We start from the raw sequence: 23,625 nt of genomic DNA on the forward strand, positions 1-23,625 counted from the left end.
CAGAAAAACCCCTGACAAGTGACCAAAGCCTTTCCCCGTTCATAAAATACGGCGAAAGGAGGAGCTGCCATGTGGAAAGTTGGCGACCTCGTCGCGCGGAAGTCCTATGGAAAAGACATCTGCTTTCACATCGTCGAGCTGGACAGAATCGGCCAGTCGGCCGTGCTCAAAGGCGTCGAAGTGCGCCTGCTCGCAGATGCTCCCTGCAGCGACCTGGAGAAGCTCAGCGACAAAGAGCTGCAGGACTACGTCGCCGGCTACACCCGCGAAGAGGATGACGTGCTGCGCCTGATCCGCTCCCGCCGCATGATCGAGGAGGAAAAGCGGCTGATGCGCTCTGACATAAAGTTTCGCGACAACCACGATTTTTTTGAGAAGCCGGGACGGGTTCTGCATTTAGACGGAGACGGTTCCTACCTGGAAAAATGCCTGATGTTCTACGAGGAACTCCGCATCCCGGCGATCGGCCATCACGTGCCGGAATCCCGCATGTCGGAAGTTCTGCCCCACTTTCTCGAACAGTACCACCCTGACATCCTGATCCTGACCGGCCATGACGGCCTGCTGCGCAAAGGTCAGGATCTGGCGAATGTCTTCAACTACCGCAACACGGAGAACTTCATCAAGGCGGTCAAAGCGGCGCGCAAATACGAGCGCTCCTTCGACGACCTGATCATCTTCGCCGGCGCCTGTCAATCGCATTACGAATCCCTGCTCGACGCCGGAGCGAATTTTGCCTCCTCGCCGCACCGCATATTAATCCACGCCCTCGACCCGGTGTTCATCGCCGAAAAGATCGCCTACACGCCGATCAACCAGACGGTGAACATTTTCGATGTCGTCAAATCGACGATCACCGGCACCGACGGGCTCGGCGGCGTGGAATCGCGGGGCAAATACCGCATCGGATTGCCCCGCTCTCCGTATTAAAACGAAAGGAGGAGAAATTTAGAGTATCAAGGAGAAGAACGAACTTTCTGATAACTTATTGGAAATAAATGATTGTAATTCCTTCGTAAAGCCCATTGACAGTTTTTTTGGCGCGCTGATATAATTATTAACTTTCTTTGACAAAGTTCGTCAAACATGCTACACTGGTTCTTGGAAAGAGGTGGTGTGTGTTGTCAGCGAAAAACGCACTAAACGAGATTAAGCGCAGCCTTGACCGTCATGTTGGTGAGAAGATTTTGCTGCGCGCCAATGGCGGACGCCGCAAAACCATCGAACGTACCGGCGTTCTCGAAGAGACATACCCTTCTGTATTTGTTATCAAGTTAGATCAGGAGAACTCCTTTAAGCGAGTCTCGTACAGCTATGCGGACATCCTGACCGAAACGGTTGAATTGATGGTCTGCAACGATGAAGGTCATGTACGCCTGACCTATTCGCAAGGGATCTTAGAAGCATAGAATGATGGGGATTCTACCCCGCCGAAGCCTTTCACAGGTATGTGAAAGGCTTTTTTTATTTGAGACCTCAAAATAAATAGGAATTAGTAGGCTAATAATAGGAATAATCTTCTGTTTCGGTAGAGCAGATGAGGGTGTGTTAATTTTGTTTATTATATTAATATTTATGCAAGAAAATATGGATGTCTTTTCTTGACAATACCAATAAACATAATATATCCTTAAACTAGGAGATGTAAATTTCCTACTCTGTTCTAAGATCAGTCATAGTCGGTTATTCTAAATGTAGAATTCATCATTGAGGATTGGAGGGGATTGTATGAGCGCACTGAGAGTGGCTAGATATCTCTTGACCAAATCTTCACCAGGAACAGATCGAGCAATAACACATCTTAAACTACAGAAATTGGTGTATTATGCTCAGGCTTGGCATCTCGTCTTGAGAGAAGGTAGGCCTTTGTTTCATGAGGAGATTGAGGCTTGGGTACATGGACCTGTGTGCCCAGTACTTTATTACGAATATCGCAAATATGGTTATTCAGAAATACCGCAAGAGAGGGATATTGTATTTTTGCCGTTAGATCAGATAGAGATTATTGATGCAATTTGGGAAGTGTACGGCTCCTATAGTGGAAGATATTTAGAGCAACTGACACACCAAGAACTACCTTGGAAAGAAGCCCGTGAGGCATTACAAGAAAATGAACCATCAAATAAAGTAATATCACACAAAAGCATGGCTGAATATTATTCTAAACTATTAGTAGGGGGCGAGTGAATCTTGCTCTCTATGTTTTTTATGCATTGTAATAGGAGGGGTTTTGATGTTGTTTATTGGAATAATATATTTGTTCATATTTCTAGGTATTTGTTATTTGATCCTCAATTCCATTTTAAATTTACGTCGACGTGAATTTGAGACGACAAATGTTGTGAAAAAGAGTTTTACAGAAAAAATAAATGGATTAACACGACTTTTCCTCGGATTCTTTTTACAAGTGGTCGCAACGCTGCAATTGTTTTTCACATTACTGAGCAGATTACTGATGGAAAGAACATGGATTGGGATAATTACTCTAGTAGCCATTTTTGTTATCATATGGAATGGGGTTCCTGTCTATGATGGGCACCTCAACTTGAAGTATTATACTGAGATCTTTACGAAACTCGGTATCCTGAACCCAAATGATATTCAAACCCTAAATTTTATTAACACAACCTCGAAAACCTTCTTAGTCATTTTTGGAGCTGCAATTCCGTTCTTCTATTTTACTTACCGTGAACAAAAAGCAACCTCAGCTAGTAGTATTATATCTAAAACAAATTCACTAATTATGTTTGTTGTTTTTTTTCTGCTCTCTCTGCCGTTCGCTTTCTTTTTAAACAGAATCTTAGCACAGTATGGAAGGACAAGCAGTCTGCTGATTTCTTCCCAAGAAGAAGCAAGAATAAGTATATGGGTAGTGTTTTCTGTTTTTGCTTTTATTTATTTCATTCGAGCAATAAGAGATCTTTTAAGAAGTATAAACTTAAGGCTTATGCTTAAGGATCTTGTTAAGAAGATTGATGACATGTTTTTTACAGTCTCGTTTGTGAGGTTTAAGATCGCAAGGAAAGAAATATATGAAGATCTACACACGCACATAGAAAGTATTTATCAATTACTTGCATTTTGTATTGAAAAAAATATCGATAACGTCTTTGACGCAAATTATGGGAAATGGATGGATGTTGTTCGAGATCTTTTGGAAACACCGCGGTTAAGATTTATTCACGAGACTGTTTTGTATGAAGTTCTTCATACAAAAGATCCGGAAAAATTTGAAAACCTGTATCGCTCTATTCTTGATAAACACATTTCTCTAATAATGACTTGTTACAAAAACCATAAAATTGAGAGGGGTCATCAATGTGTGTCCTCTTTTCAGAACCTTAATCCACGTGTTGATGAATTGAGAGTGATTTTTATGGACGCTTTACATGAGCTAACTGTTTTGTTGTTCAACAATGAGCAAGGGGGATTACGTACAATTCTCCAGAGCCTGGAGGAATTATCGGTTGAAAACAAATTCGTTGAGAAGAACGCAGTAATAATGATATATAAGTCCTTAATACTTAGGGCTATTCAAAAAAATGACCCAATTGTACTGGCCTCAATTTCCAACTCGTTGTTAAATAGTATAGGAGACCCAATTGGTAAAGAGACACAAAACGCTATTGCAAAGAAACTTTTGAGAAGTCATATAAAAAAGTGGAAACTCATGGAGGATGAAGCGGGGAAAAGTAGTGTTTTTATGATTATGCAGGCAATCCTCAAGAGTATAGAACTATCTCATCATCAGTGTTCGGGTTACCTAATAAAATTTTTAGCAACCAATTTTGAACCGAATATGACCAGTGAGATATTCAATGTTTTTGTAAGGAATAGAGCTGTAGATAATCCGTTCTTAAAACAAAGAAAACTTTATAGAGCGATCGATTTCTCTTTCCCGTATAACAAAAACACGCTCGATTATTGTGTTGCTAAATTAATTATCCTTATATATGGCCACCAATTGTATCTGTCGCAAAAAGGGATTGTTATAGGCTTTGAACAAAATTCCCTAATTGATATTAGGACTCTTGGAAATAAATATAACGATTATCTGTTTCGATCTATAAAAGAGTCAAAAGGTGCATATCGACTTTGGTTTTTGTCAGATGAAAAGTTTATGGTAGATCTTAAACATAGATTTATGGTAGCTGCTGTAAAAAATATACTTTAATCTAGGGCAATTCACTATGAAACAGTGAATTGCCCTATTCACTATCTGGTACATGTAACGAGCTGTAATGGTAGTAGATATCCCATCTTTGGGCACACTACCAGGGAACGTCACAACAGCCAAGGAGGGGATTGGAACATGGGACGCAGACGCGGCGTGATGAGCGAATCGCTGAAGTATGAGCTGGCCAAAGAGCTCGGTTTTTACGACACGGTTCAAAAAGAAGGATGGGGCGGCATCAAAGCCAAAGATGCAGGGAACATGGTCAAGCGCGCGATCCAGCTGGCCGAAGAAGCGATGGCGCGCAACAATCAATAACCTTCATACCGGCATGGCGTTCAGCGGCCAGGGCTTTTGCGGCCCTGGTCTTGCCATGTTCTTTTCAACCGGGTGCAAACAGGGATGAATAAGCGTTCCGCTTCTCTGGGAAGACTGTCAACCTGAAGCAGTATTTCCAAGTGCCAGCAAACAGGGACGTAAGGAGGCAAAACTTCGTGAGCAAACGACCGGGCAAGTTGGTCATCATCGGCGGCGCAGAGGACAAAAAAGGCGATATGGAGATCCTCCGCGAAGTCGTGCGGCTCGCCGGGGGGAAACATGCGCGCATCGTCGTGATGACGGTCGCCACCGAATTGCCGATTGAAGTCGGCGCCGACTACATCGAGATCTTCGACCAGATCGGCGTCGCCGATGTGCGAATGTTTGACGTGTCCACCCGCGAGGCTGCCAATGCGAATTCGGCGATCAAAGCGGTGGAGGACGCCACCTGTGTCTTTTTTACAGGGGGTGATCAGGTGCGTGTGACAAAACTGCTAGGCGGTACGCGAATGGATGCAGCTTTGCATAAGCGGTTTGAAGACGGATTGGTGCTGGCCGGCACAAGCGCCGGCGCGTCGATGATGTCGAGCACGATGATCGTGTCCGGCATCGGCGAGACCAATCCGAAGATCGGGGTCGTGGACATGGCGCCCGGCATGGAGTTTGTGCCCGGCGTGGTGATCGATCAGCATTTCGCCCAGCGTGGACGGTACGGCCGGTTGTTCTCCGCTGTGGCGCAGTACCCGCACCACTTAGGCCTTGGCATCGATGAAAACACGGCGATCGTGGTCGAAGGTCAGGCGTTTGAAGTGATCGGGGCCGGCGCCGTCAGCGTGATCGACGCGGGAAGGCTCTCGTATACGAACTTGGAACAGGTGCGTCACGGCGATGACCTGGCGCTTTGCGGCGTCACGGTGCACATCTTGCCAAAAGGTCACCGCTTTCATCTGCGCGACCGCGCACCGCTACTACAACAGGACACAGCCAACACGTCCGAACCAACACGAGGAGTGGACAACGAATGAAAATCGAGGATATTCGGTTCATCCCTGGACCGAATCTCTATTTGCATCGTCCCGTCATGGTGATGCGCTTACATCTGGAAGAAAACGCCGGGAAGGAATCGTATGAATTTCCCGGTTTTGTCGACCGCCTGCTGCACCTCTTGCCCGGCCTGCACCAGCATCATTGTGCAAAAGGCGAGCCGGGCGGCTTCGTCGAGCGGCTGTACGGCGGTACATATATCGGCCACGTGATCGAACACACGGCCATCGAACTTTCCCGGCACATCGGCATCGGGGTCAACCGCGGCCAGACTTTATACGCGGATGATGGCGTCTATGACGTCGTTGTCGAGTGCCCGAACGAAGCAGGCATGGAAAGCCTGCTCCGCACCGCCTTTGAGCTGGTGCAAAGCTTGATCGAAGACGTGCCGTTCCCGCTGCAGGAGCGCTTGGAGGCGGCGAAAAAGCTGGTCGACCGCACTGCGCTCGGCCCCAGCACCCGCGCCATCGTCGAAGCGGCGGAAGAGCGCGGCATCCCGTATTATCGACTGAACGACAAAAGCCTCGTCCAGCTCGGCACCGGCCGCTATCTGAAGCGAATCCAGGCGACGATCACCGAAAACACGTCCTGCACAGGCGTGGACATCGCGTCCGACAAAGAGATGACCAAGCAGCTGCTCGACATGGCGGCGATCCCCGTGCCGCACGGCGGCGTGGCGTATTCGGAAGCAGAGGCGGTGGAGCTGCTGGGCTACCTCGGCGGGGCGGTCGTCGTCAAGCCGCTCGACGGCAATCAGGGCAAAGGCGTCTCGATCAACCTCATCTCGGAAGCGGAAGTGCAGAAAGCGTTCGCGATCGCCCATGAGTACTCGGACGGCGTGCTCCTCGAAGACTACATCGAAGGGCGTCATTACCGCCTTCTGGTCGTCGGCGGCCAAGTCGTCGCCGCCTCGGAGCGCGTGCCGGCACACGTGGTTGGGGACGGCGCGAGCACGATCGGGCAGCTGGTCGAGACAGCGAATCGCGATCCGCGCCGCGGCGACGGTCATGCGAAGGCGCTGAGCAAGATCGTCATCGACGATGTGGTCAACGCGCAGCTGAAGCGTGACGGGCGCTCGATCGACGATGTGCCGCACATGGGCGAGATGGTGCTCCTGCGGGACAGCGCCAACCTCTCCACCGGTGGCACGGCGGCCGATGTGACCGGGAAACTGCACTCGACGATCGCCGATGTGGCGGTGCGCACCGCGCGCATCGTCGGGCTCGATGTCTGCGGGATCGATTTTATCTGCCCCGACATCGCGGCACCGTTTGACGAGCACCGCTCGGCGGTGATCGAAGTCAACGCGGCGCCGGGCATCCGCATGCACCAGTCGCCGTCGTCCGGCGAGCCGCGCAACGTCGGGGAAGCGATCGTCGACATGCTTTATCCGCCGGGCGCGAAAACGCGGATTCCGGTGATCTCGATCACCGGCACCAACGGCAAGACGACGACGACGCGGATGATCGGCCATGTGATGCAGTCGACCGGCAAGACGGTCGGCATGACCTCGACCGACGGCATCTACATCGACGGCAAATGCGTGGCCAAAGGCGATACGACCGGCCCACGCTCCGCCCGCGCCATCCTGTGCGATCCGGGCGTTGAAGTGGCGGTGCTGGAGACGGCGCGGGGCGGGATCGTGCGCGCCGGGCTCGGCTTTGACTATGCGGACGTCGGCATCATCACCAACATCCAGCCCGACCATCTCGGGCAGGACGGGATCGACACGGTGGAAGATCTGATCAGCGTGAAGACGCTGATCGCCGAGCGCGTCCGTCCGGGCGGCACGGTGATCCTCAACGCCGACGACCCGCATTTGAACCGGCTGCCGAAGACGATGAAAGAGCGGCACAGCAGAGGGCGCAAGTTCGTCTTTTTCTCGCTCGACGACACGTCCCGCGTGCTGCGCCGTCACCTCTCGGAAGGCGGCACGGGCTATTTTTACCGCGACGGCATGATCTATGAAGCGACCGGCGACACGGCACGGCAAGTGATGCGCGCCGATGCGATTCCGGTGACGATGCTCGGGGCGGCGCACTTCCACGTCGCCAATGCGATGGCGGCGATCGCCGCCTGCCGCGCCTACGGGATGTCCTGTGAAAAAATCGCTGCAGCGCTGTCCGGCTTCCGCAGCGACGTGCACAATCCGGGGCGCGTCAACCTCTATCAGGTCGGGCGCGGCTACGTGCTGGTCGACTACGGGCACAACCCGCATTCCTTCCAGGCGATCTGCGAGATGGCCGGACGCCTGCCGAACCGCCGCGTGACCGGGGTGGTCGGAGTGCCGGGCGACCGCAACAACGACATCGTCTCCCAGTCGGGGCGGGTCGCGGCGACCGGCTTTCACCGCTTGTTCGTCAAAGAAGACATCGACCTGCGCGGGCGGGCGCGCGGCGAGATCGCAGGGCTGCTCAAGCGGGCGATCGAAGCGGAGACGCCCGACAAAGAGTGCCGGGTCATTCACAATGAGTGCGACGCGCTGGAAGCGGCCCTGCAGGAGCTGGAAGACGGGGAGCTGATCGTCGTCTTCTACGAAAAGCTCTCGCCGATCCTCGACGTGCTGAAGCGTCACGAAGCGGTCAGCGTCTCGCACATGGCGCTGCCCAAAACACACGCGAAGGTGTAAGGAACGGGGAAAAAGCGTATTTTCTACGCTTTTTCTCCGTGTTTGGCAGGAAAATGACCTATCACATGGAAAGACTAAGCCAAAAGCAAGACACGATTCGTAATGAAGGTAGGTCATCTCTCATGTGGACTGAAAAAGCGCAAGCCAAGATCAATCTGACCCTCGATGTGCTCCGCAAGCGCCCGGACGGCTATCACGAAGTCGAGATGGTGATGCAGACGGTCGATCTGTCCGACCATCTGACGTTCACTCCGACGGAGCAGGGGGAGATTGTTTTGTCTTGCACGGTGCCCTACATCCCGCTGGACAGCCGCAACCTCGTCTATCAGGCGGCGAAGCTGGTCAAGGACACGTTTGGCATCAAGAGCGGCATTCGCATTCACATCGACAAGCGGATTCCCGTCGCGGCGGGGCTGGCCGGCGGGTCGAGCGATGCGGCGGCGACGCTGCGGGGGCTGAACCGGGTGTGGGGGCTCGGGCAGAGTTTAGACCAGCTCGCCGAACTCGGGGCGAAGATCGGTTCGGACGTGCCGTTTTGCATCTACGGCGGCACAGCGATCGCCCGCGGGCGCGGGGAAGTGATCACGCACCTGCCTAAGGTCGCCCCGACCTGGGTCGTGCTGGTCAAGCCGCCGATCGCCGTCTCGACGGCAGACGTCTACGGGCGGCTGAACGTGGCGGAGATCGAGAAGCACCCGAACACCGGCGCGATGGTCGAGGCGCTGACGACAGGCGATGTGCGCCTGATCGCTGCGCACCTCGGCAACGTGCTGGAAAAAGTGACATTTTCGATGTACCCGGAAGTGGAACGGCTGAAGAGCCAGCTCCTGAAGTTCGGAGCGGTCGGCGCTCTGATGTCGGGCAGCGGTCCGACCGTGTTTGCGCTCGCCGACAAGGAACACCGGGCGACACGCATCTACAACGCGCTGCGCGGGTTCTCCCGCGAGGTGTACCTCTGCCGCTTCTACTAGGGTTGACGGAGGAGGAAGTGCTTCATGGACGTGCTGGTGCTGGCGGGCGGTCAGAGTGCTGACCTGCCCGTTTTGCAAAAAGCGGACCTTTTGATCGGCGGCATCCCGATGGCGGAGCGCGTGGCGGCGGTGTTTCAGGACGTGCCCGCCGTGCGCTCCGTCCGCATCGAGCGGGGAGACAGCCCCTCTCTGGTCGCCAACCTGCTCGACGCGGTGCAGCGGCTGCAGGAGCAGGGCTGCAGCGAATACCTGCTGATCTCGTCCTGCGACATCCCGTTTTTGACGGCGGAGGCGGTGACGGGCTTTCTGGACGCCTGTCCGCCCGGCGCTGACTTCTATTACCCGGTCGTGCGCAAAGAGGCGTGCGAGCAGCAGTTCCCGGGGGTCAGGCGCACCTATGTCAAGCTGAAGGACGGCACGTTCACCGGCGGCAACCTGTTTCTCGTGCGCGCCGCCGTGCTGCCGCCGCTGCGGGCCCGTCTGAACCGGCTGTTTGCACATCGCAAGCGGCCGCTGCTGCTGGCGCGGGAGTTTGGGCTCGGCGTGGCGCTGTCCTTCGCCTGGTCCGCGCTGCTGGGGACGCTGACGATCGGGCGGCTGGAGCGGGAGGCGGAACGGATCGCCGGGATCAAGGCGAAAGCGGTGATCACCGGGTATGCGGAGATTGGCACCGACATCGACAAACTTTCCGATCTGGCACTTCTGGAACAGCTTGTCACAAACACGAAAGAAGTGATATGATTTAAGTATCAATGTTCGTGTTTCGGAAGGAGACAAGTGGGGTGAGTAAAATGCGACGCAGTGAGCGTATCGTGCGACTGACACAGATACTGCTGGAACAGCCGCACCGCGTGCTGTCGCTTACGGAGATGGCCGACAAGCTCTCCTCGGCAAAATCATCCCTGAGCGAAGACTTGGCGATCATCCGCGAGGTGATGGAGTCCGAAGGGCTCGGCACGCTGGAGACGCAGGCAGGCGCTGCCGGCGGCGTGCGCTACGTGCCGGGCTTTCGCACAGACCTCGGGCTTGAGTATGTGCAGAAGATTGGCACCTTGCTCGGCACCGGGGACCGCATTTTGCCGGGCGGCTTTTTGTACATGTCGGACGTGCTCGGCGATCCGATGCTGCTCGACACGGCGGGCAAGATGTTTGCCGCCCGCTTCAAGGACGCGGGGGCCGACTATGTGGTCACCGTCGAGACGAAAGGCATTCCGCTGGCCGTCGCGACGGCGCGCTACCTCGGCGTGCCGATGGTCGTCGTGCGCCGTGACCACAAGGTGACAGAAGGCTCGTCGGTGTCGATCAACTACGTGTCCGGCTCGCGGCGGATTCAGACGATGTCTCTGTCGCGGCGGTCTCTGCCGGAGAAGTCGAAGGTGCTGGTCGTCGACGACTTCATGAAGGCGGGCGGCACCGTCAAGGCTTTGGTCGACCTGATGAAAGAGTTTCAGGTCGAAGTGGTCGGCACCGGCATTTTCATGTCGACCGAAGAACCGCAGGACAAGATGATCTCAGGTTATGTTTCTTTGGCGACCCTGCGCGAATTCGATGAGCAGGCGAGCCAGGTGGAGATCGTCCCCGGCACTTATTTTAGTCAGGAGGAATTGTAAAATGGAAAAGAACATCATCTCGACAGAAAACGCTCCGGCGGCGATTGGCCCGTACTCGCAAGCGATGAAAGTGGGCAACATGCTCTTCACCTCCGGCCAGATCCCGCTCACTCCGGCAGGCGACCTCGTCACCGGCCCGATCAAAGAGCAGACGCACCAAGTGTTCCAAAACCTCAAAGGCGTGCTCGAAGCGGCTGGCGCATCGTTTACCGACGTTGTGAAAGCAACCGTTTTCATCGCCGACATGAACCAGTTTGGCGAAATCAACGAGGTGTACGCCGAGTATTTTGGCGACCATCGTCCGGCCCGCTCCACCGTGGAAGTGGCGCGCCTGCCGAAAGACGTTGGCGTGGAGATCGAACTGATCGCATTTGTTAAGTAGTAAAGGATTCCTAAACGCTCCTCTCCGAGGGGCGTTTTTTATTTTGTTTCAGAGGTTAACATCAACGTGAAACTATAATCATAAGAGTCGCACTAAAATTGTAGGCTTTGACTTTAAGAAATTTTGATCTGTAAGAAGGAATTAAGCGATGAAAGGTCGTATTATAAGATTAAGTTAGGCAACACGTAACTACACAAACGTTTAAAGAGGTGACAGATGTGCAAATCACTGATGTTCGTCTTCGCAAAATGAACACAGAGGGCCGCATGAAGGCCATTGCATCCATTACGATTGACAACGAGTTTGTTATCCATGACATCCGTATTATTGACGGGAACAACGGCATGTTTGTCGCGATGCCGAGCAAGCGCACTCCGGACGGGGAATTCCGCGATATCGCGCATCCGATTTCGTCTGAAACGCGCCAGAAGATCCAAGACGCGATTTTGAACGAATACTACCGCGTCGAAGAAGAAAGCGCAGAAGAAGTCACGATCGCCTAATGGCAGATCGTCATCGTACATAAACAGGCCTCGTAAAGCCCCCGCTTACGAGGCCTGTTTTTTTAGCTGACAATTTCTTTCGATCTTGTGAAGTTGGTTGAAATGGGGAATCTTATAAGATATAGTTTGTGTTGGACAACCCCTGTAAACCTTCGTTTACAGTTGATAGATAGCGAGTTCTCGGATGAGGGAGGATGGCAAATGGCAGGTACTTACGCGGTGGTGTTAGCTGCGGGCATGGGCACCCGCATGAAATCGAAAAAGCACAAAGTCTTGCACGAGATCTGCGGCAAGCCGATGATCCAGCACATGCTGGACACGCTGACAGCGACCGGTTTTGACCGCAAAGTGATCATCGTCGGCGCTTCCAAGGAGCAGGTGATGGAAACGCTCGGCGAGCAGGAATACGCGGTGCAGGCCGAGCAGCTCGGAACGGCGCATGCGGTGATGATGGCGCAGGACAAGCTGGGCCATGAGGAAGGGCTGACCCTGGTCTGTGCCGGCGACACTCCGATCATCCGTCAAGAAACGCTGGAGCGGATGCTTCTTGCGCACAAAGCGAGCGGCGCGGCGGTGACCGTGCTGACCGCGGTGGTCGAGAACCCGTTTGGCCTCGGCCGCATCATCCGCGATGACGCCGGCAACGTGCTGCGCATCGTCGAGGAGAAAGATGCGAGCGCGGAAGAGCGGCTCGTGCGCGAGATCAACTCCTCCGTCTTCTTGTATGACAACCAGTTGCTGTTCCACGCGCTGGGACAGATCGATAACAACAATGCGCAAGGGGAATACTACCTCCCTGATTGCCTGGAAGTGCTGCGCCGCGAAGGTCACAAGGTAAACGCTTTCGTCACCGACGACCCGCGGGAGATTCAAGGCATCAACGACCGCGCCCAACTGGCGATCGCCAACGAGATCATCCGCGAGCGCATCGCGCTTACTCATATGAAAAACGGCGTCACCTTCATCGATCCGAAGAACACCTACATCGATGCGGGCGTGGAGATCGGCGCTGACACCGTGATCTGGCCGGGTACCGTGCTGCAAGGCAACACGGTGATCGGGGCGGACTGCACGATCGGCCCGAACGCGCACTTCGTCAATGTCACCGTGCAGGACGGCGTCACCGTCAAGCATTCGGTGCTGACCGACGCGGTGGTCGAGAACCAAGCGGCCGTCGGTCCGTTTGCCTACCTGCGTCCGAAGGCTCACATCGGCGCGGGCGCGAAGATCGGCGATTTTGTCGAGATCAAAAATGCAACGATCGGCGCAGGCAGCAAAGTGTCGCATCTTTCCTACATCGGCGATGCCGAAGTCGGAGCGGGCGTCAACGTCGGCTGCGGCACGATCACCGTCAACTACGACGGCGTGAAGAAGCACAAGACGATCATCGGCGACAACACGTTTGTCGGCTGCAACTCCAACCTCGTCGCCCCGGTGACGCTCGGCCAGAACGTCTACGTCGCCGCCGGTTCGACGGTGACCGCCGACGTCCCGGACGGGGCGCTGGCGATCGCGCGGGAACGTCAAGTGAACAAAGAAGGCTATACAGAAAAATTGCAAGCGCGCCTGAAACAGGAAAAAAGCTAGGGGGCAAGTGGACCATGACGCCATATAAAGACAAGAAGCTGAAGATCTTTGCAGGGAACGCCAATCCGGAGTTGGCACGAGAGATCGCCGATCAAGTCGGCGTGCCGCTCGGTTCTTCCACCGTCATCCGCTTTAGCGACGGCGAGATTCGCACCAAGATCGATGAGAGCGTGCGCGGCTGCGACGTGTTTGTCGTCCAGCCGACGTCGGCGCCGGCCAACGAGCACATCATGGAGCTCTTGATCATGGTCGACGCGTTGAAGCGCGCATCGGCGAAGAGCATCAACGTGGTGGTGCCGTACTACGGCTATGCGCGTCAAGACCGCAAGTCCCGCGCCCGCGAGCCGATCACGGCGAAGCTGACGGCGAACCTGATCCAGACGGCAGGCGCACACCGCATGATCACGATGGACCTGCATGCCGGCCAGATCCAAGGTTTCTTCGACATCCCGGTTGATCATTTGCTGGCGGAGAAGCTGCTGGCCGATTACTTCGGTCAAAAAGGCCTCGAAGATGTCGTCATCGTCTCCCCCGACATGGGCGGCGTCACCCGTGCCCGCGGCATGGCGGAACGCCTCGGAGCCGGCATCGCGATCATCGACAAGCGCCGTCCGGAACCGAACGTCTCGGAAGTCATGAACATCATCGGCAACATCGAAGGCAAGACGGCGATCATGATCGACGACATGATCGACACCGCCGGCACGATCACCCACGGCGCTGCGGCGCTGATGGAACGCGGCTGCCGCGAAGTCTACGCCTGCTGCGTCCACCCGGTGCTCTCAGGTCCTGCGATCACCCGCCTCGAACAGTCGGTGATCAAAGAGGTGGTCGTCTGCAACACCATCGCCCTCGACGAAGAAAAACGCGCCGGCACCAGCAAGATCACCCAGCTGTCTGTCGCGTCCCTGATCGGCAATGCGATTATGAAAATCCATGAAGAAGAGTCTGTATCGACTTTGTTTTAAATAAACGCATCAATGACTAGCGAAAGCCCTCTGAAACCAGAGGGCTTTTTGTTTTTCAAATACAAGGGATTTTTTCTAAATTAAGGGTTGTCAAATCTGGTAAATTATACTACTATTAACGTATTGGTTGATACAGTTTAGTTGTTTTATGGTTATATTCTTTGATATTACATGTTGTAACTTTATTTTTGCGAGGAGGAACCCACGTGAGCGTGAAACGAGCACTCCTTGTCAGCGGTGCCGTGATTGCTGCCTTTTTCGTCGGGATGTACAGCGAATCGTTTCTGGCACAAGGCGAGTCGCCGACGTCTGCACAGGAAACGGTCAAACCGGGCCAGAACGGCAATCAATTTGAAAGTGTTTATCAGGCGATTAAACAGAATTTTCAGATGGAGGGTTACCAAGAGATTCTAAAAGATACAGACTCGATCGTCTTGGTGCCGGACAGCGTGGCCGGTCCGCAATATGCCGACGGGGGTCTCTATCCCAGACAAAAAAGCATGATCTTTAAAAAGAAATCGAACGGCACCGTCCTGTTGCTGAGCATTAGCAAAACGGACAATGCCGTGCAGGGAAAACGCTGGACGCACAGCAGTGGCTACGAAGCCAGACAGTATAACTCCCCCGAGGGTGACTACAAGGACGTATACGCTGCCATATTCCCGCAGACGGACGTGTACACGTACAGTTTTGAAGGGACGGGTTACAGCATCAACCTCACTGCGCTCGCGCATCCGATGATGGCGGAAGAGGGGGTTCTCGCCCTCAATGAACTTGCTCAATTTACAGACAAACTCAACACTTTCTTGAAGGAAAAACACTTCTAATCGGATATAGGGGTGCACTTACCGGGCGGGCAGTCATATTTACGCACTTTTATATAAATAAAAAAGGCACGGACAGTGCCGGAAAAGAGGAGAAACATGAAAAAGCAAGCAGTAGCAGTTCTGATGTCTGTCGCACTTATCTCGACTTTTTCCACCACCGCAGCTTTTGCAAAAGAAGCAGACCGCAAAGTAGGGTCCTACTCCCAACCGACAAAGGTCGTGCAGCCGGAAGACTCCTTCGTCGTCTATGAAGCAAACGGCTATGTCAGTGGCTCTACCTACGGAACTCCGTCCTACGTGGACCTCAAGTACTATCTGAACCATCGCGCGGACATCAGCGTTCCGTCCGGTGTAACCGCAACCTATGAGTTCAGCCAAACGGTTACCTCCACCTCGTACCGTCAACACACGGTCGATGCCGGTGTAAAAGCTTCCGGATCGATTGCAGTTGTCGATATCGAAGGTCATATCAAATATACCTATCAAAATTCTACGACCATGACCTATACCAAAGGTACGAAATCGAACATCAACGTGAGTGCTCCGGGTTCTTACACGGTCTACTGGTACAACGAGGCGCAAGTGTACACCCTCTACTGCAAATGGTGGGGCTACACGGTAGACGCACCGAACACTCGCAAGCAAATCACCCGTATTGCCGGCGAAGTGAGAGAGCCGAAGCAATGGGAAAACATCGATGTCGTAAAACGCTAGTCTTGGCATGAACCCCTGATCTCCGGATCAGGGGTTTTCTCTTGGGGGTGTAATTTCCAAGTGATTGGGGCATCCTAGTCCGGTACATGTGAAACGGGAGGTTGATTTTGATGGCGATGAACCGTTTGAACTTGGAAGGACACCCGAGAACGAGCCTGACCAAAGGCGAGCGCAACCGCATTCGCCGCCGCGGCGATGTGCCGGGCGTGGTCTACGGCAAAGAGCTGGCACCGCAAGCGATATACATAACGCAAGAGTCGTTCAAGCAGCTGCGCGGCCATGGGCGGATGCTGGTGGAGCTGAACCTCGACGGCGACCGCATCTCCGCGATGGTGCATGAAGTGACCCGCGACATTTTGAACAAACAGCCGCTGCACATCGACCTGCACGCGGTCAATCTCGCCGAGCCGATGCACGTCGAGATCCCGATCTTCCTCGACGGGCTGGAGACGGTCGAGAAGAAGAAAAACGGCGTGATCCAGCAGCAGACCCGCGACGTGCTGGTCAAATGCCTGCCGACCGACGTGCCGGAGTTCATCTTGCACAACATCTCGGCGCTCGACATCGGCGACAGCGTCACTTGCGGCGATCTGGCCATGCCGTCCGGCGTGACCTTGCTCTCCCCGGCCGACGAAGTGGTCTGCTCGATCATCGCGGCGAAAAACGCGCCGGCCGACACCGAGATCGAACCGAAAGAGCCGGAACTGGTGCATGACACCGAAGGCAAAGGCAAAGACGCGGCCGACAAAGTGGCCCGTTAAGCTGCGATTTCCAAAAGCCGCCCTTGATCGGGCGGCTTTTTGCGGTAAAATAAGGACAGTTGAGTACTGGGAGGACACCCGCGTGAAACTTTTTATCGGACTGGGCAACCCGGGGCCGAACTACGAACTGACCCGGCATAACATCGGGTTTCTGGCGATCGACCGGCTGGAAGATGAGTTGGGCATCCAGGTGAACAAAAACAAATTCAAGGCGCTGTACGGCGAAGGCAGCTACAAAGGCGAAAAAGTCGTGCTGCTCAAGCCGATGACCTATATGAATCTCTCCGGCGATGCACTGGCACAAGCGATGGCCTGGTACAAGCCGGATCTGGAGGACATCTTCATCATCTATGACGACATGGACACGCCGCTCGGCCGCATGCGTCTGCGCACCAAAGGCAGCGCGGGCGGACACAACGGCATCAAGTCGATCATCCAGCACCTCGGCACGCAGGAGTTCAACCGCATCCGCTTGGGCGTCGGCCGTCCGCATCCGGGCACCGATGTGATCAAGCACGTGCTGACCAACTTCCGCAAAGAAGAGATGGAAGATGTTGAAAAAGTGGTCTTATCGATGAAAAGCGTCATAGATTGTATCCTAGACGAAGGTTTCATGAAAGCGATGAACAAGTTCAACACGAAGTAAGGGCAGGGCGGTAAGTAAAGGGTATGGGAGCTAGCGCCTGTGTGCATACTGATGAGAGTCAATCGTTTTTTTGCGCACAGGGGGTCGAACGCACCATGAAGATCATTTACTACTGCCGTCACTGTCAGAACCGGATCGGCGAAGTGGACGGGAGCCACGCGAACGAAGCCAGACTGGGCTTTGATTCCTTGACGCCCGCTGAAGCCGCCGATATAATTACTTATAATTCAATTGAGAACTCAACTTATGTTAAAACAGTGTGCGAGTACTGTCAGGAAGCCCTGGAGGCACATCCGGAACTAAACCTGCTGTCCAATCCGCTGCAATAGTTACCCAAGCTTCGGGATGCACAATGCCTTGGCGCGTGGCTAAGGCTTTTTTTGCTCTTATTGGTTTTGTTCTTACGGAGGGGATCGAGTGCAATCTTTAGTTCGAATTTTACATTCGGATGGCGATTTTCTGCGCACCGTGCAGAATTGTCAGGACGGCGTCCGTGACCAACTGATCACAGGCCTCACCGGTTCAGCTCAGCATCTCTGGCTTGCCGGGATTCGGGGCTCTTTGGCACGTCCGCTTCTGATCGTCACCCACAGCATGGGCCGCGCCCAGCAGGTGTTCGAAGACCTGCTGGAGCTGCTGCCCGGCGAGGAGATCCGCCTGTTCCCCAACCGGGAAATGGGGTATGCGGATGTGCTCGCCTATTCGCCGGAGCTGGCTTCGTCCCGCCTGTCCGTCTTGGAGTCGCTCGTGCGCGGCGAAAATTTCATCACCATCGCGCCGATCGCGGCACTCCATGAGACGCTGACTTCGCCGCACGAGTTTTTGAAAGCCGGGAAGAAGCTGCAAGTCGGCGACGAGATCGAAATCGACGACCTCGCCGCCCACCTCGCCTATCTCGGCTATGAGCGCGTGGAGATGGTCGAGTCCAAAGGCGAGTTCTCCGTGCGCGGCGGTATCATCGACGTCTTTCCGCTGACCCGAGACGAAGCGGTGCGCATCGAGCTGTTCGACGTGGAAGTCGACTCGATCCGCACGTTCGACCCGGCCGATCAGCGCTCGCAAGGCAAGATCGACAGCGTGTCGTTCTGGCCGATCCGCGAAGTGATCGCACCGCCGGAGCGGATTCAGGCGGCCGGCGTGGAACTGCACAAGCGCCTCGAAGCGCACCTCGCCAAGCTGCAAAACGCCGAGGTGGCCGAAAAGCTGCGCGAAAACATGGGGGCCGACCTCGACCAGATGGAGCAGGGCAACTGGTTTCCCAACCTGCACCGCTATATCGAACTGATCGAGCCGGAGCCGTTCAACCTGCTCCGCTACGTGCGGCAGGACTCGTTGTTCATTTTCGATGAGCCGGGCCGCCTGAAAGAAAGCATCAAAGCGCTGGAAAAAGAGGACTTGGAAAACGTCACCACCCTCCTCGAATACGGCGAAACGCTGCCCGGCCTGGTCGGGGAGAAAAAGCGCAACAGCATTTTCACCGACAAGAGCCGCACCAAGCTGATGTTTTCCCTGTTCACCCGCGCCATCCCGGGGCTGAATCCGCAGGCGATCAACAACGTTGACACCCGTTCGATGCAGAATTTCCACGGGCAGATGAACGTGCTCAAGTCCGAATTGGAACGCTGGGCGAAGCTGTCCTATCAGGTCGTCTTTTTGGCGGCGACCGAAGAGCGGGCCGAGCGGCTGCACCGCGTGCTCGAAGACTACAAGATGCGTGCGGACATCCTGCAGGACTGGGACGGCGAGCGCCGCGGGCCGTTGATCCTGATCGGCAACCTCGCGACCGGCTTTGAGCTGAGCCTGCTGCGCCTCGCCGTGATCACCGAAACGGAAGTCTTCACCAACAAGAAGAAGACCCGCAAGTTGAAGACGCTGTCTGACGCGCAGAAGATCAAGTCCTATCAGGACCTGAAAGTCGGCGATTACGTCGTCCACGTCAACCACGGGATCGGCAAATACATGGGGATCTCGACCAAAGAGATCTTGGGCATTCACAAAGACTACCTGCACATCAAATACAAAGGCAAAGACGAGCTGTTCGTCCCGGTCGAGCAGATCGACCTCGTTCAGAAATACATCGGCCAGGAAGAGAAAGAGCCGAAGATCTACTCGCTCGGCGGCTCGGAGTGGCAGCGCGTCCGCAGCAAAGTGCAGTCGGCCGTGCAGGACATCGCCCAAGACCTGATCAAGCTCTATGCGGAGCGGCAGGCGACGCCGGGGCACAAGTTCACGCTGGACACCCCGTGGCAGCGCGAGTTCGAGGCGATGTTCCCGTACAACGAGACGGACGACCAGGTGCGCTGCATCAAAGAGATCAAGAAAGACATGGAGATGTCCCGCCCGATGGACCGCCTGCTCTGCGGCGATGTCGGCTACGGCAAAACGGAGGTCGCCATCCGCGCCGCCTTCAAGGCGGTGATGGACGGCAAGCAGGTCGCGGTGCTGGTGCCGACGACGATTCTGGCCCAGCAACATTACCAGACGTTCAAAGAGCGCTGTGCCGGCTTCCCGGTCAACGTCGAGCTCGTCTCCCGCTTCCGCACCAAAGGCCAGATCACCGAAGTGACGAAAGGCATCAAAAACGGCTCGGTCGACATCGTGATCGGCACGCATCGCCTGCTGTCGAAAACGATGGAGTTTAAAGACCTCGGGCTGTTGATCATCGACGAAGAGCAGCGCTTTGGCGTTTCGCACAAGGAGAAGCTGAAGCAGTTGCGCACGAACGTCGATGCGTTGACGCTGACGGCGACGCCGATCCCGCGGACGCTGCACATGTCGATGATCGGCGTGCGCGACCTGTCCGTGATCGAGACGCCGCCGGAGAACCGCTTCCCGGTGCAGACGTTTGTCGTCGAGCATCAGGACGGGATCATCCGCGAGGCGATCGAACGGGAGTTGGGGCGCGGCGGGCAGGTGTACTATCTGTTCAATAAGGTCAGCGGGATTCAGGAGATGGCCAATCATCTGAAGCAGCTCGTGCCGGATGCGAAAGTGCTGGTCGGGCACGGGCAGATGGCGGAGGAGGAATTGGAGCGGACGATGCTCGATTTCCTGCAGGGGGAAGCGGATGTGCTGGTGTCGACGACGATCATCGAGACCGGTCTTGACGTGCCGAACGTGAACACGCTGATCGTGCACGATGCTGACCACCTCGGCCTGTCGCAGCTCTATCAGCTGCGCGGGCGCGTCGGGCGTTCCAACCGCATCGCGTACGCTTATTTTACCTACCAGCGCAACAAAGTATTGACCGAAGTGGCGGAGAAGCGTTTGCAGGCTATCAAAGAGTTCACCGAGCTTGGCTCCGGTTTCAAGATCGCCATGCGCGACCTCTCGATCCGCGGCGCCGGCAATCTGCTCGGCGCGCAGCAGCACGGCTTCATCGCGTCGGTCGGTTTCGACCTGTACTCGCAGATGCTGTCCGAGGCGATCGAAGACCTCAAAGAAGGCGTGGAAAAAGTCGAGAAGCTGCCCGACCCGACGGTCGAGCTGTCGGTGGACGCGTACATCCCGACGACGTACATCACCGATGCGATGCAGAAGATCGAGATCTACAAGAAGTTCGTCGCCGCCCGCACCTTGGAAGAGGTGCGCGACTTGGAGGAAGAAGTGGAAGACCGCTTCGGCGACATCCCGGTCGAAGTGCGCAACCTGCTGGCCGTCTCCAGACTCAAGGCGGGCGCGATCGGCTACGGCATGACCGAGATCAAGCAGACCCCGCAAGGCGACGTGATCATCCGCCTGCACGAAGACCAAAACAAGAAGATCGACGGCGAGAAGCTCTTCTCGCTCACCCGCGAATTCCAGAACCGCATGAAGCTGACCGCCCAGCAGCAGATCGTGATCACCCTGAAGGTGAAAGGTCTCAAAGAAGCGGAGCTCTTGCAGATGCTCGAGAAATTCATGAACTGCTACCAGATCGTGCCCAAGCGCGAGCAGGACACGGTGGATCATATGGCGCTGTAATCACCAAAAAAGCAACAGGCAGTCACGCCTGTTGCTTTTTTATAGTATGAATATATTTCTAATAATATATTTTCGTTAATGCATATTGAAAGATAAAAGAATAACAAGTATTCTATATGAGCGAAGAGGATTATTTTACCAAAACAAGAGAGATGATTACTTGTTTGACTCGAAAAAGATTTTGATTGGTGCTATGTGTTCACTGCTTTTTTTAACTGCACCGGCATTTGCTGTTGGAGAGAGACCTGCTGATGTTAAACCAGCTAGCAATCCTTACGTTGCACAGTACTTCCTTGAAAAAGCAAACAAACCAATTCAAAGTGATATAGTTGACCCTGCTGTTGAGGATCAAATTGTAATCGAGGCATTGACTGATTACTATTCGGAAGATGTAAAAGTAGCCAAAATACTTTCCACGTATCAAAAGGATGCATTTTTGTTTAACAAAGCAACTTCTTTGAAGAAAGAGGACAAGATTGATGTTATGCGAACAATTGAAAAGGTCTATAAACTAATTGAAAATAAAAATGATCAACAAATGGTAGTAGGTTTTCTCGAGAGATCATTCGAGAAGTATTAACGACAAGCGAGCAATTACCTTTTTAGAGGGAATTCAAGTACAAGCACCACAGGATATTACGATTAATGCTGTTTATGATGGGTATACGGCAGGTACGTGGGCTTACAATAACTACAATAATTACGATCCCGCTTTTCCTGCTTTTATTGGGACTTTTGGAAGCGATTGTACAAATTTCGTATCTCAAGCAATGTGGCACGGCGGAAAAGCAATGGCAGGGGATTGGTACATCTATAAGAAAAACTCTACCTATCAGTTTCCTAACAGTGCGCCTGAACTAAATTATAGTTGGACATTATCCGACCCGAGCCCTTGGATTAGTGTAAAAGAGTTTAACGCATATTGGAGACCTAAATCGGTTATTCATGCATATAATCATAGCCAATACGTTACTAACCACGCGACTGCTTATCGAAGTTCAATTTTCAAAGGGGATGTTGTAGTCTTTCACCGTGGTGTTGCTGACTTTATAGTTCTTCCGTCTCATGTTATGATCATTTCTGGCTATGATGCGACAAATCAGGATTTTTTGCTTGCGGGCCATTCTAACAACAGACAAGCATTACCCTTATTGTCGGCCATCAGCGGTTATTCGTATATTGAATTCTTTGAAATCCCTTGAAATGGAGATGTATGAAAATGAGGAGTATTATAGCTAAGAGAAAATATTTGCTATTGGCTGTAATACTAGTATTGATGCAGTTTACTCCCATCATGCAACATGCTGAGGCGAGATTTACTGCAACCGTTTATATGGTGATCAAGTATAGTGATAAGCATTGGGAATACAAACGTATGGTGTTTGAAACCCATTTTGGCGAATATATGATCACCTATCAAGATGAAAACGGGAAAGATTTCAGTATCTCAGTTTGGTCAAAACAGTTGCCGTTTGTCGTTACATATGATCCATGGGATCAACCTATGAAAGAAGAAGTGGAATAGATCGTCCCGCGGTGTTTGGTCCCTTCAGAGTAAGTAAGGAATTACTCCTTACTGTTAGACTCGGAGGGGATTTTTCATGACTTGAGAGCGCGACACGGAAGGACTGATGATAGATTTTGCCCAGTATTCGTATTTTCCAGCTGTTCATATCTGAGTTGATCTAGATCACGTACCTTTCATATAAATATAGGTGCAGAAAAGGCTAGGAGCAGCCCGTTTGTAAGCGTTGCATTTGGGCAACGTTTTAGATCTGCTCAGTGATTAGTTTCCTTCTTTTGATCCCTGCAAATACGCTGGTGGTTCGGTGTTACTGCTAAGCTAATTAGTCCACAGATTGACGGAAAATAATGTCCTTAGATAGACGGCAAACATGTCCAAAAACTGTGTTCATGGGATTTTTAGTAATGGCTCTGACGGGAGGAAATGTCCGTTTTTTCGGGATGTTTGCTCAAAAATAACGTTGACGGACTATTTTGTCCATATCGGAACGAAATCGAACACGATTTGGACAGTGTCGACCGACTTTGCCGCAGACTGATCCAACTTCATATACTTATGTGGATGAGCCAAGTTCCCCCCTTCCGTCCCCCTATGGGGGAAACGCAGGGGACTTGTCCCCTGCACCCCAACGCTCGCCGCAGGGCAGACCCAGCAAAGGATTGCTGGGCTTTGAATAGCATGGAAACACGGATACACCAGTCAAGGCTAAATGCACGCTTCGCGGCCTTGACTGGCTTATGTTGGTCATCTTTGCTGACAGATCACGGACATTTTATTCCGTCAATTTATGGACATTATGAATTAGCTAAAACAGTTCGGGCAGAATCTTGATACTGCGTCTCTTATCCTTGCCCAACCTACAGACCAAGTGATGACAATTCCAATATCGGAAAGCAGTCAAAGTTGAAGAATTCGAAATAGAAGGGACCGACCACAGCCATCTGCAAATCGATCATCGAGCAGAAACACTTTTAAGAACCAATCAGGAGGAGACGACTCAGAC

General features: G+C 53.4%; 23 protein-coding genes. All 23 read left to right on the forward strand.

The window, feature by feature from the left end:
- The first annotated feature begins 69 nt into the window (after positions 1 to 69).
- The 23 genes from yabG (at position 70) to EV586_RS17460 (ending at position 22,622) form a co-directional block, all read left to right on the forward strand.
- Positions 70 to 930 (forward strand): sporulation peptidase YabG, encoded by an 861-nt coding sequence (gene yabG, locus EV586_RS17350; protein WP_132946346.1) that lies wholly within the window; start codon positions 70 to 72, stop codon positions 928 to 930.
- 191 nt (positions 931 to 1,121) lie between these two features.
- Complete coding sequence (veg, locus tag EV586_RS17355) at positions 1,122 to 1,409, forward strand: biofilm formation stimulator Veg (protein ID WP_132946347.1); 288 nt, start codon at positions 1,122 to 1,124, stop codon at positions 1,407 to 1,409.
- 319 nt (positions 1,410 to 1,728) lie between these two features.
- Positions 1,729 to 2,187 carry a Panacea domain-containing protein gene (locus tag EV586_RS17360; RefSeq protein WP_132946348.1) on the forward strand — a complete coding sequence of 153 codons (459 nt, stop codon included), beginning with the start codon at positions 1,729 to 1,731 and terminating at the stop codon, positions 2,185 to 2,187.
- A 46-nt stretch (positions 2,188 to 2,233) separates the two neighbouring features.
- A complete protein-coding gene (locus EV586_RS17365) occupies positions 2,234 to 4,174 on the forward strand; it encodes a hypothetical protein (protein WP_132946349.1) in 1,941 nt (646 codons plus the stop codon).
- Positions 4,175 to 4,312: 138 nt separating this feature from the next.
- A complete protein-coding gene (locus EV586_RS17370; protein ID WP_132946350.1) occupies positions 4,313 to 4,492 on the forward strand; it encodes a small, acid-soluble spore protein, alpha/beta type in 180 nt (59 codons plus the stop codon).
- Positions 4,493 to 4,668: 176 nt separating this feature from the next.
- A complete protein-coding gene (locus EV586_RS17375) occupies positions 4,669 to 5,517 on the forward strand; it encodes a cyanophycinase (protein ID WP_132946351.1) in 849 nt (282 codons plus the stop codon).
- Entirely contained in the window at positions 5,514 to 8,165 is a 2,652-nt protein-coding gene (cphA, locus tag EV586_RS17380) for a cyanophycin synthetase (RefSeq protein WP_132946352.1), read from the forward strand. The genes EV586_RS17375 and cphA overlap by 4 nt, the downstream gene beginning before the upstream one ends.
- 122 nt (positions 8,166 to 8,287) lie before the next feature.
- Positions 8,288 to 9,136 carry a 4-(cytidine 5'-diphospho)-2-C-methyl-D-erythritol kinase gene (gene ispE, locus EV586_RS17385; RefSeq protein WP_132946353.1) on the forward strand — a complete coding sequence of 283 codons (849 nt, stop codon included), beginning with the start codon at positions 8,288 to 8,290 and terminating at the stop codon, positions 9,134 to 9,136.
- Between the two features lie 24 nt (positions 9,137 to 9,160).
- Positions 9,161 to 9,877, forward strand: a complete 717-nt coding sequence (locus EV586_RS17390) for an NTP transferase domain-containing protein (RefSeq protein WP_132946354.1) — start codon at positions 9,161 to 9,163, stop codon at positions 9,875 to 9,877.
- A 41-nt stretch (positions 9,878 to 9,918) separates the two neighbouring features.
- Complete coding sequence (gene purR, locus EV586_RS17395; protein ID WP_132946355.1) at positions 9,919 to 10,746, forward strand: pur operon repressor; 828 nt, start codon at positions 9,919 to 9,921, stop codon at positions 10,744 to 10,746.
- Position 10,747: 1 nt separating this feature from the next.
- Entirely contained in the window at positions 10,748 to 11,128 is a 381-nt protein-coding gene (locus tag EV586_RS17400; RefSeq protein ID WP_132946356.1) for a RidA family protein, read from the forward strand.
- A 218-nt stretch (positions 11,129 to 11,346) separates the two neighbouring features.
- The gene (spoVG, locus tag EV586_RS17405) at positions 11,347 to 11,631 is read left to right on the forward strand and encodes a septation regulator SpoVG (protein ID WP_132946357.1); all 285 of its coding nucleotides are present in this window, start codon (positions 11,347 to 11,349) and stop codon (positions 11,629 to 11,631) included.
- A 201-nt stretch (positions 11,632 to 11,832) separates the two neighbouring features.
- The gene (gene glmU / locus EV586_RS17410; protein WP_132946358.1) at positions 11,833 to 13,218 is read left to right on the forward strand and encodes a bifunctional UDP-N-acetylglucosamine diphosphorylase/glucosamine-1-phosphate N-acetyltransferase GlmU; all 1,386 of its coding nucleotides are present in this window, start codon (positions 11,833 to 11,835) and stop codon (positions 13,216 to 13,218) included.
- A 14-nt stretch (positions 13,219 to 13,232) separates the two neighbouring features.
- The gene (locus EV586_RS17415; protein ID WP_132946359.1) at positions 13,233 to 14,186 is read left to right on the forward strand and encodes a ribose-phosphate diphosphokinase; all 954 of its coding nucleotides are present in this window, start codon (positions 13,233 to 13,235) and stop codon (positions 14,184 to 14,186) included.
- A gap of 206 nt (positions 14,187 to 14,392) precedes the next feature.
- On the forward strand, positions 14,393 to 15,013 hold the full coding sequence (locus tag EV586_RS17420; protein WP_132946360.1) for a hypothetical protein: 621 nt from the start codon (positions 14,393 to 14,395) through the stop codon (positions 15,011 to 15,013).
- Positions 15,014 to 15,109: 96 nt separating this feature from the next.
- A complete protein-coding gene (locus tag EV586_RS17425; RefSeq protein WP_132946361.1) occupies positions 15,110 to 15,727 on the forward strand; it encodes a hypothetical protein in 618 nt (205 codons plus the stop codon).
- A 110-nt stretch (positions 15,728 to 15,837) separates the two neighbouring features.
- Positions 15,838 to 16,488, forward strand: coding sequence for a 50S ribosomal protein L25 (locus EV586_RS17430; protein WP_243653075.1), 651 nt, complete (start codon positions 15,838 to 15,840; stop codon positions 16,486 to 16,488).
- A gap of 82 nt (positions 16,489 to 16,570) precedes the next feature.
- Positions 16,571 to 17,134, forward strand: a complete 564-nt coding sequence (gene pth / locus EV586_RS17435) for an aminoacyl-tRNA hydrolase (RefSeq protein ID WP_243653076.1) — start codon at positions 16,571 to 16,573, stop codon at positions 17,132 to 17,134.
- A gap of 95 nt (positions 17,135 to 17,229) precedes the next feature.
- Positions 17,230 to 17,463, forward strand: a complete 234-nt coding sequence (locus tag EV586_RS17440; RefSeq protein WP_132946363.1) for an anti-sigma-F factor Fin — start codon at positions 17,230 to 17,232, stop codon at positions 17,461 to 17,463.
- 88 nt (positions 17,464 to 17,551) lie between these two features.
- Entirely contained in the window at positions 17,552 to 21,097 is a 3,546-nt protein-coding gene (gene mfd, locus EV586_RS17445) for a transcription-repair coupling factor (RefSeq protein WP_132946364.1), read from the forward strand.
- Between the two features lie 160 nt (positions 21,098 to 21,257).
- The gene (locus tag EV586_RS17450) at positions 21,258 to 21,677 is read left to right on the forward strand and encodes a hypothetical protein (RefSeq protein ID WP_132946365.1); all 420 of its coding nucleotides are present in this window, start codon (positions 21,258 to 21,260) and stop codon (positions 21,675 to 21,677) included.
- 61 nt (positions 21,678 to 21,738) lie between these two features.
- Positions 21,739 to 22,299 (forward strand): amidase domain-containing protein, encoded by a 561-nt coding sequence (locus EV586_RS17455; protein WP_243653077.1) that lies wholly within the window; start codon positions 21,739 to 21,741, stop codon positions 22,297 to 22,299.
- Positions 22,300 to 22,316: 17 nt separating this feature from the next.
- Positions 22,317 to 22,622 carry a hypothetical protein gene (locus EV586_RS17460; protein WP_132946367.1) on the forward strand — a complete coding sequence of 102 codons (306 nt, stop codon included), beginning with the start codon at positions 22,317 to 22,319 and terminating at the stop codon, positions 22,620 to 22,622.
- Positions 22,623 to 23,625: the final 1,003 nt, after the last annotated feature.

The sequence above is a fragment of the Tumebacillus sp. BK434 genome (genome assembly GCF_004340785.1).
Taxonomy (GTDB): Bacteria; Bacillota; Bacilli; order Tumebacillales; family Tumebacillaceae; genus Tumebacillus_A.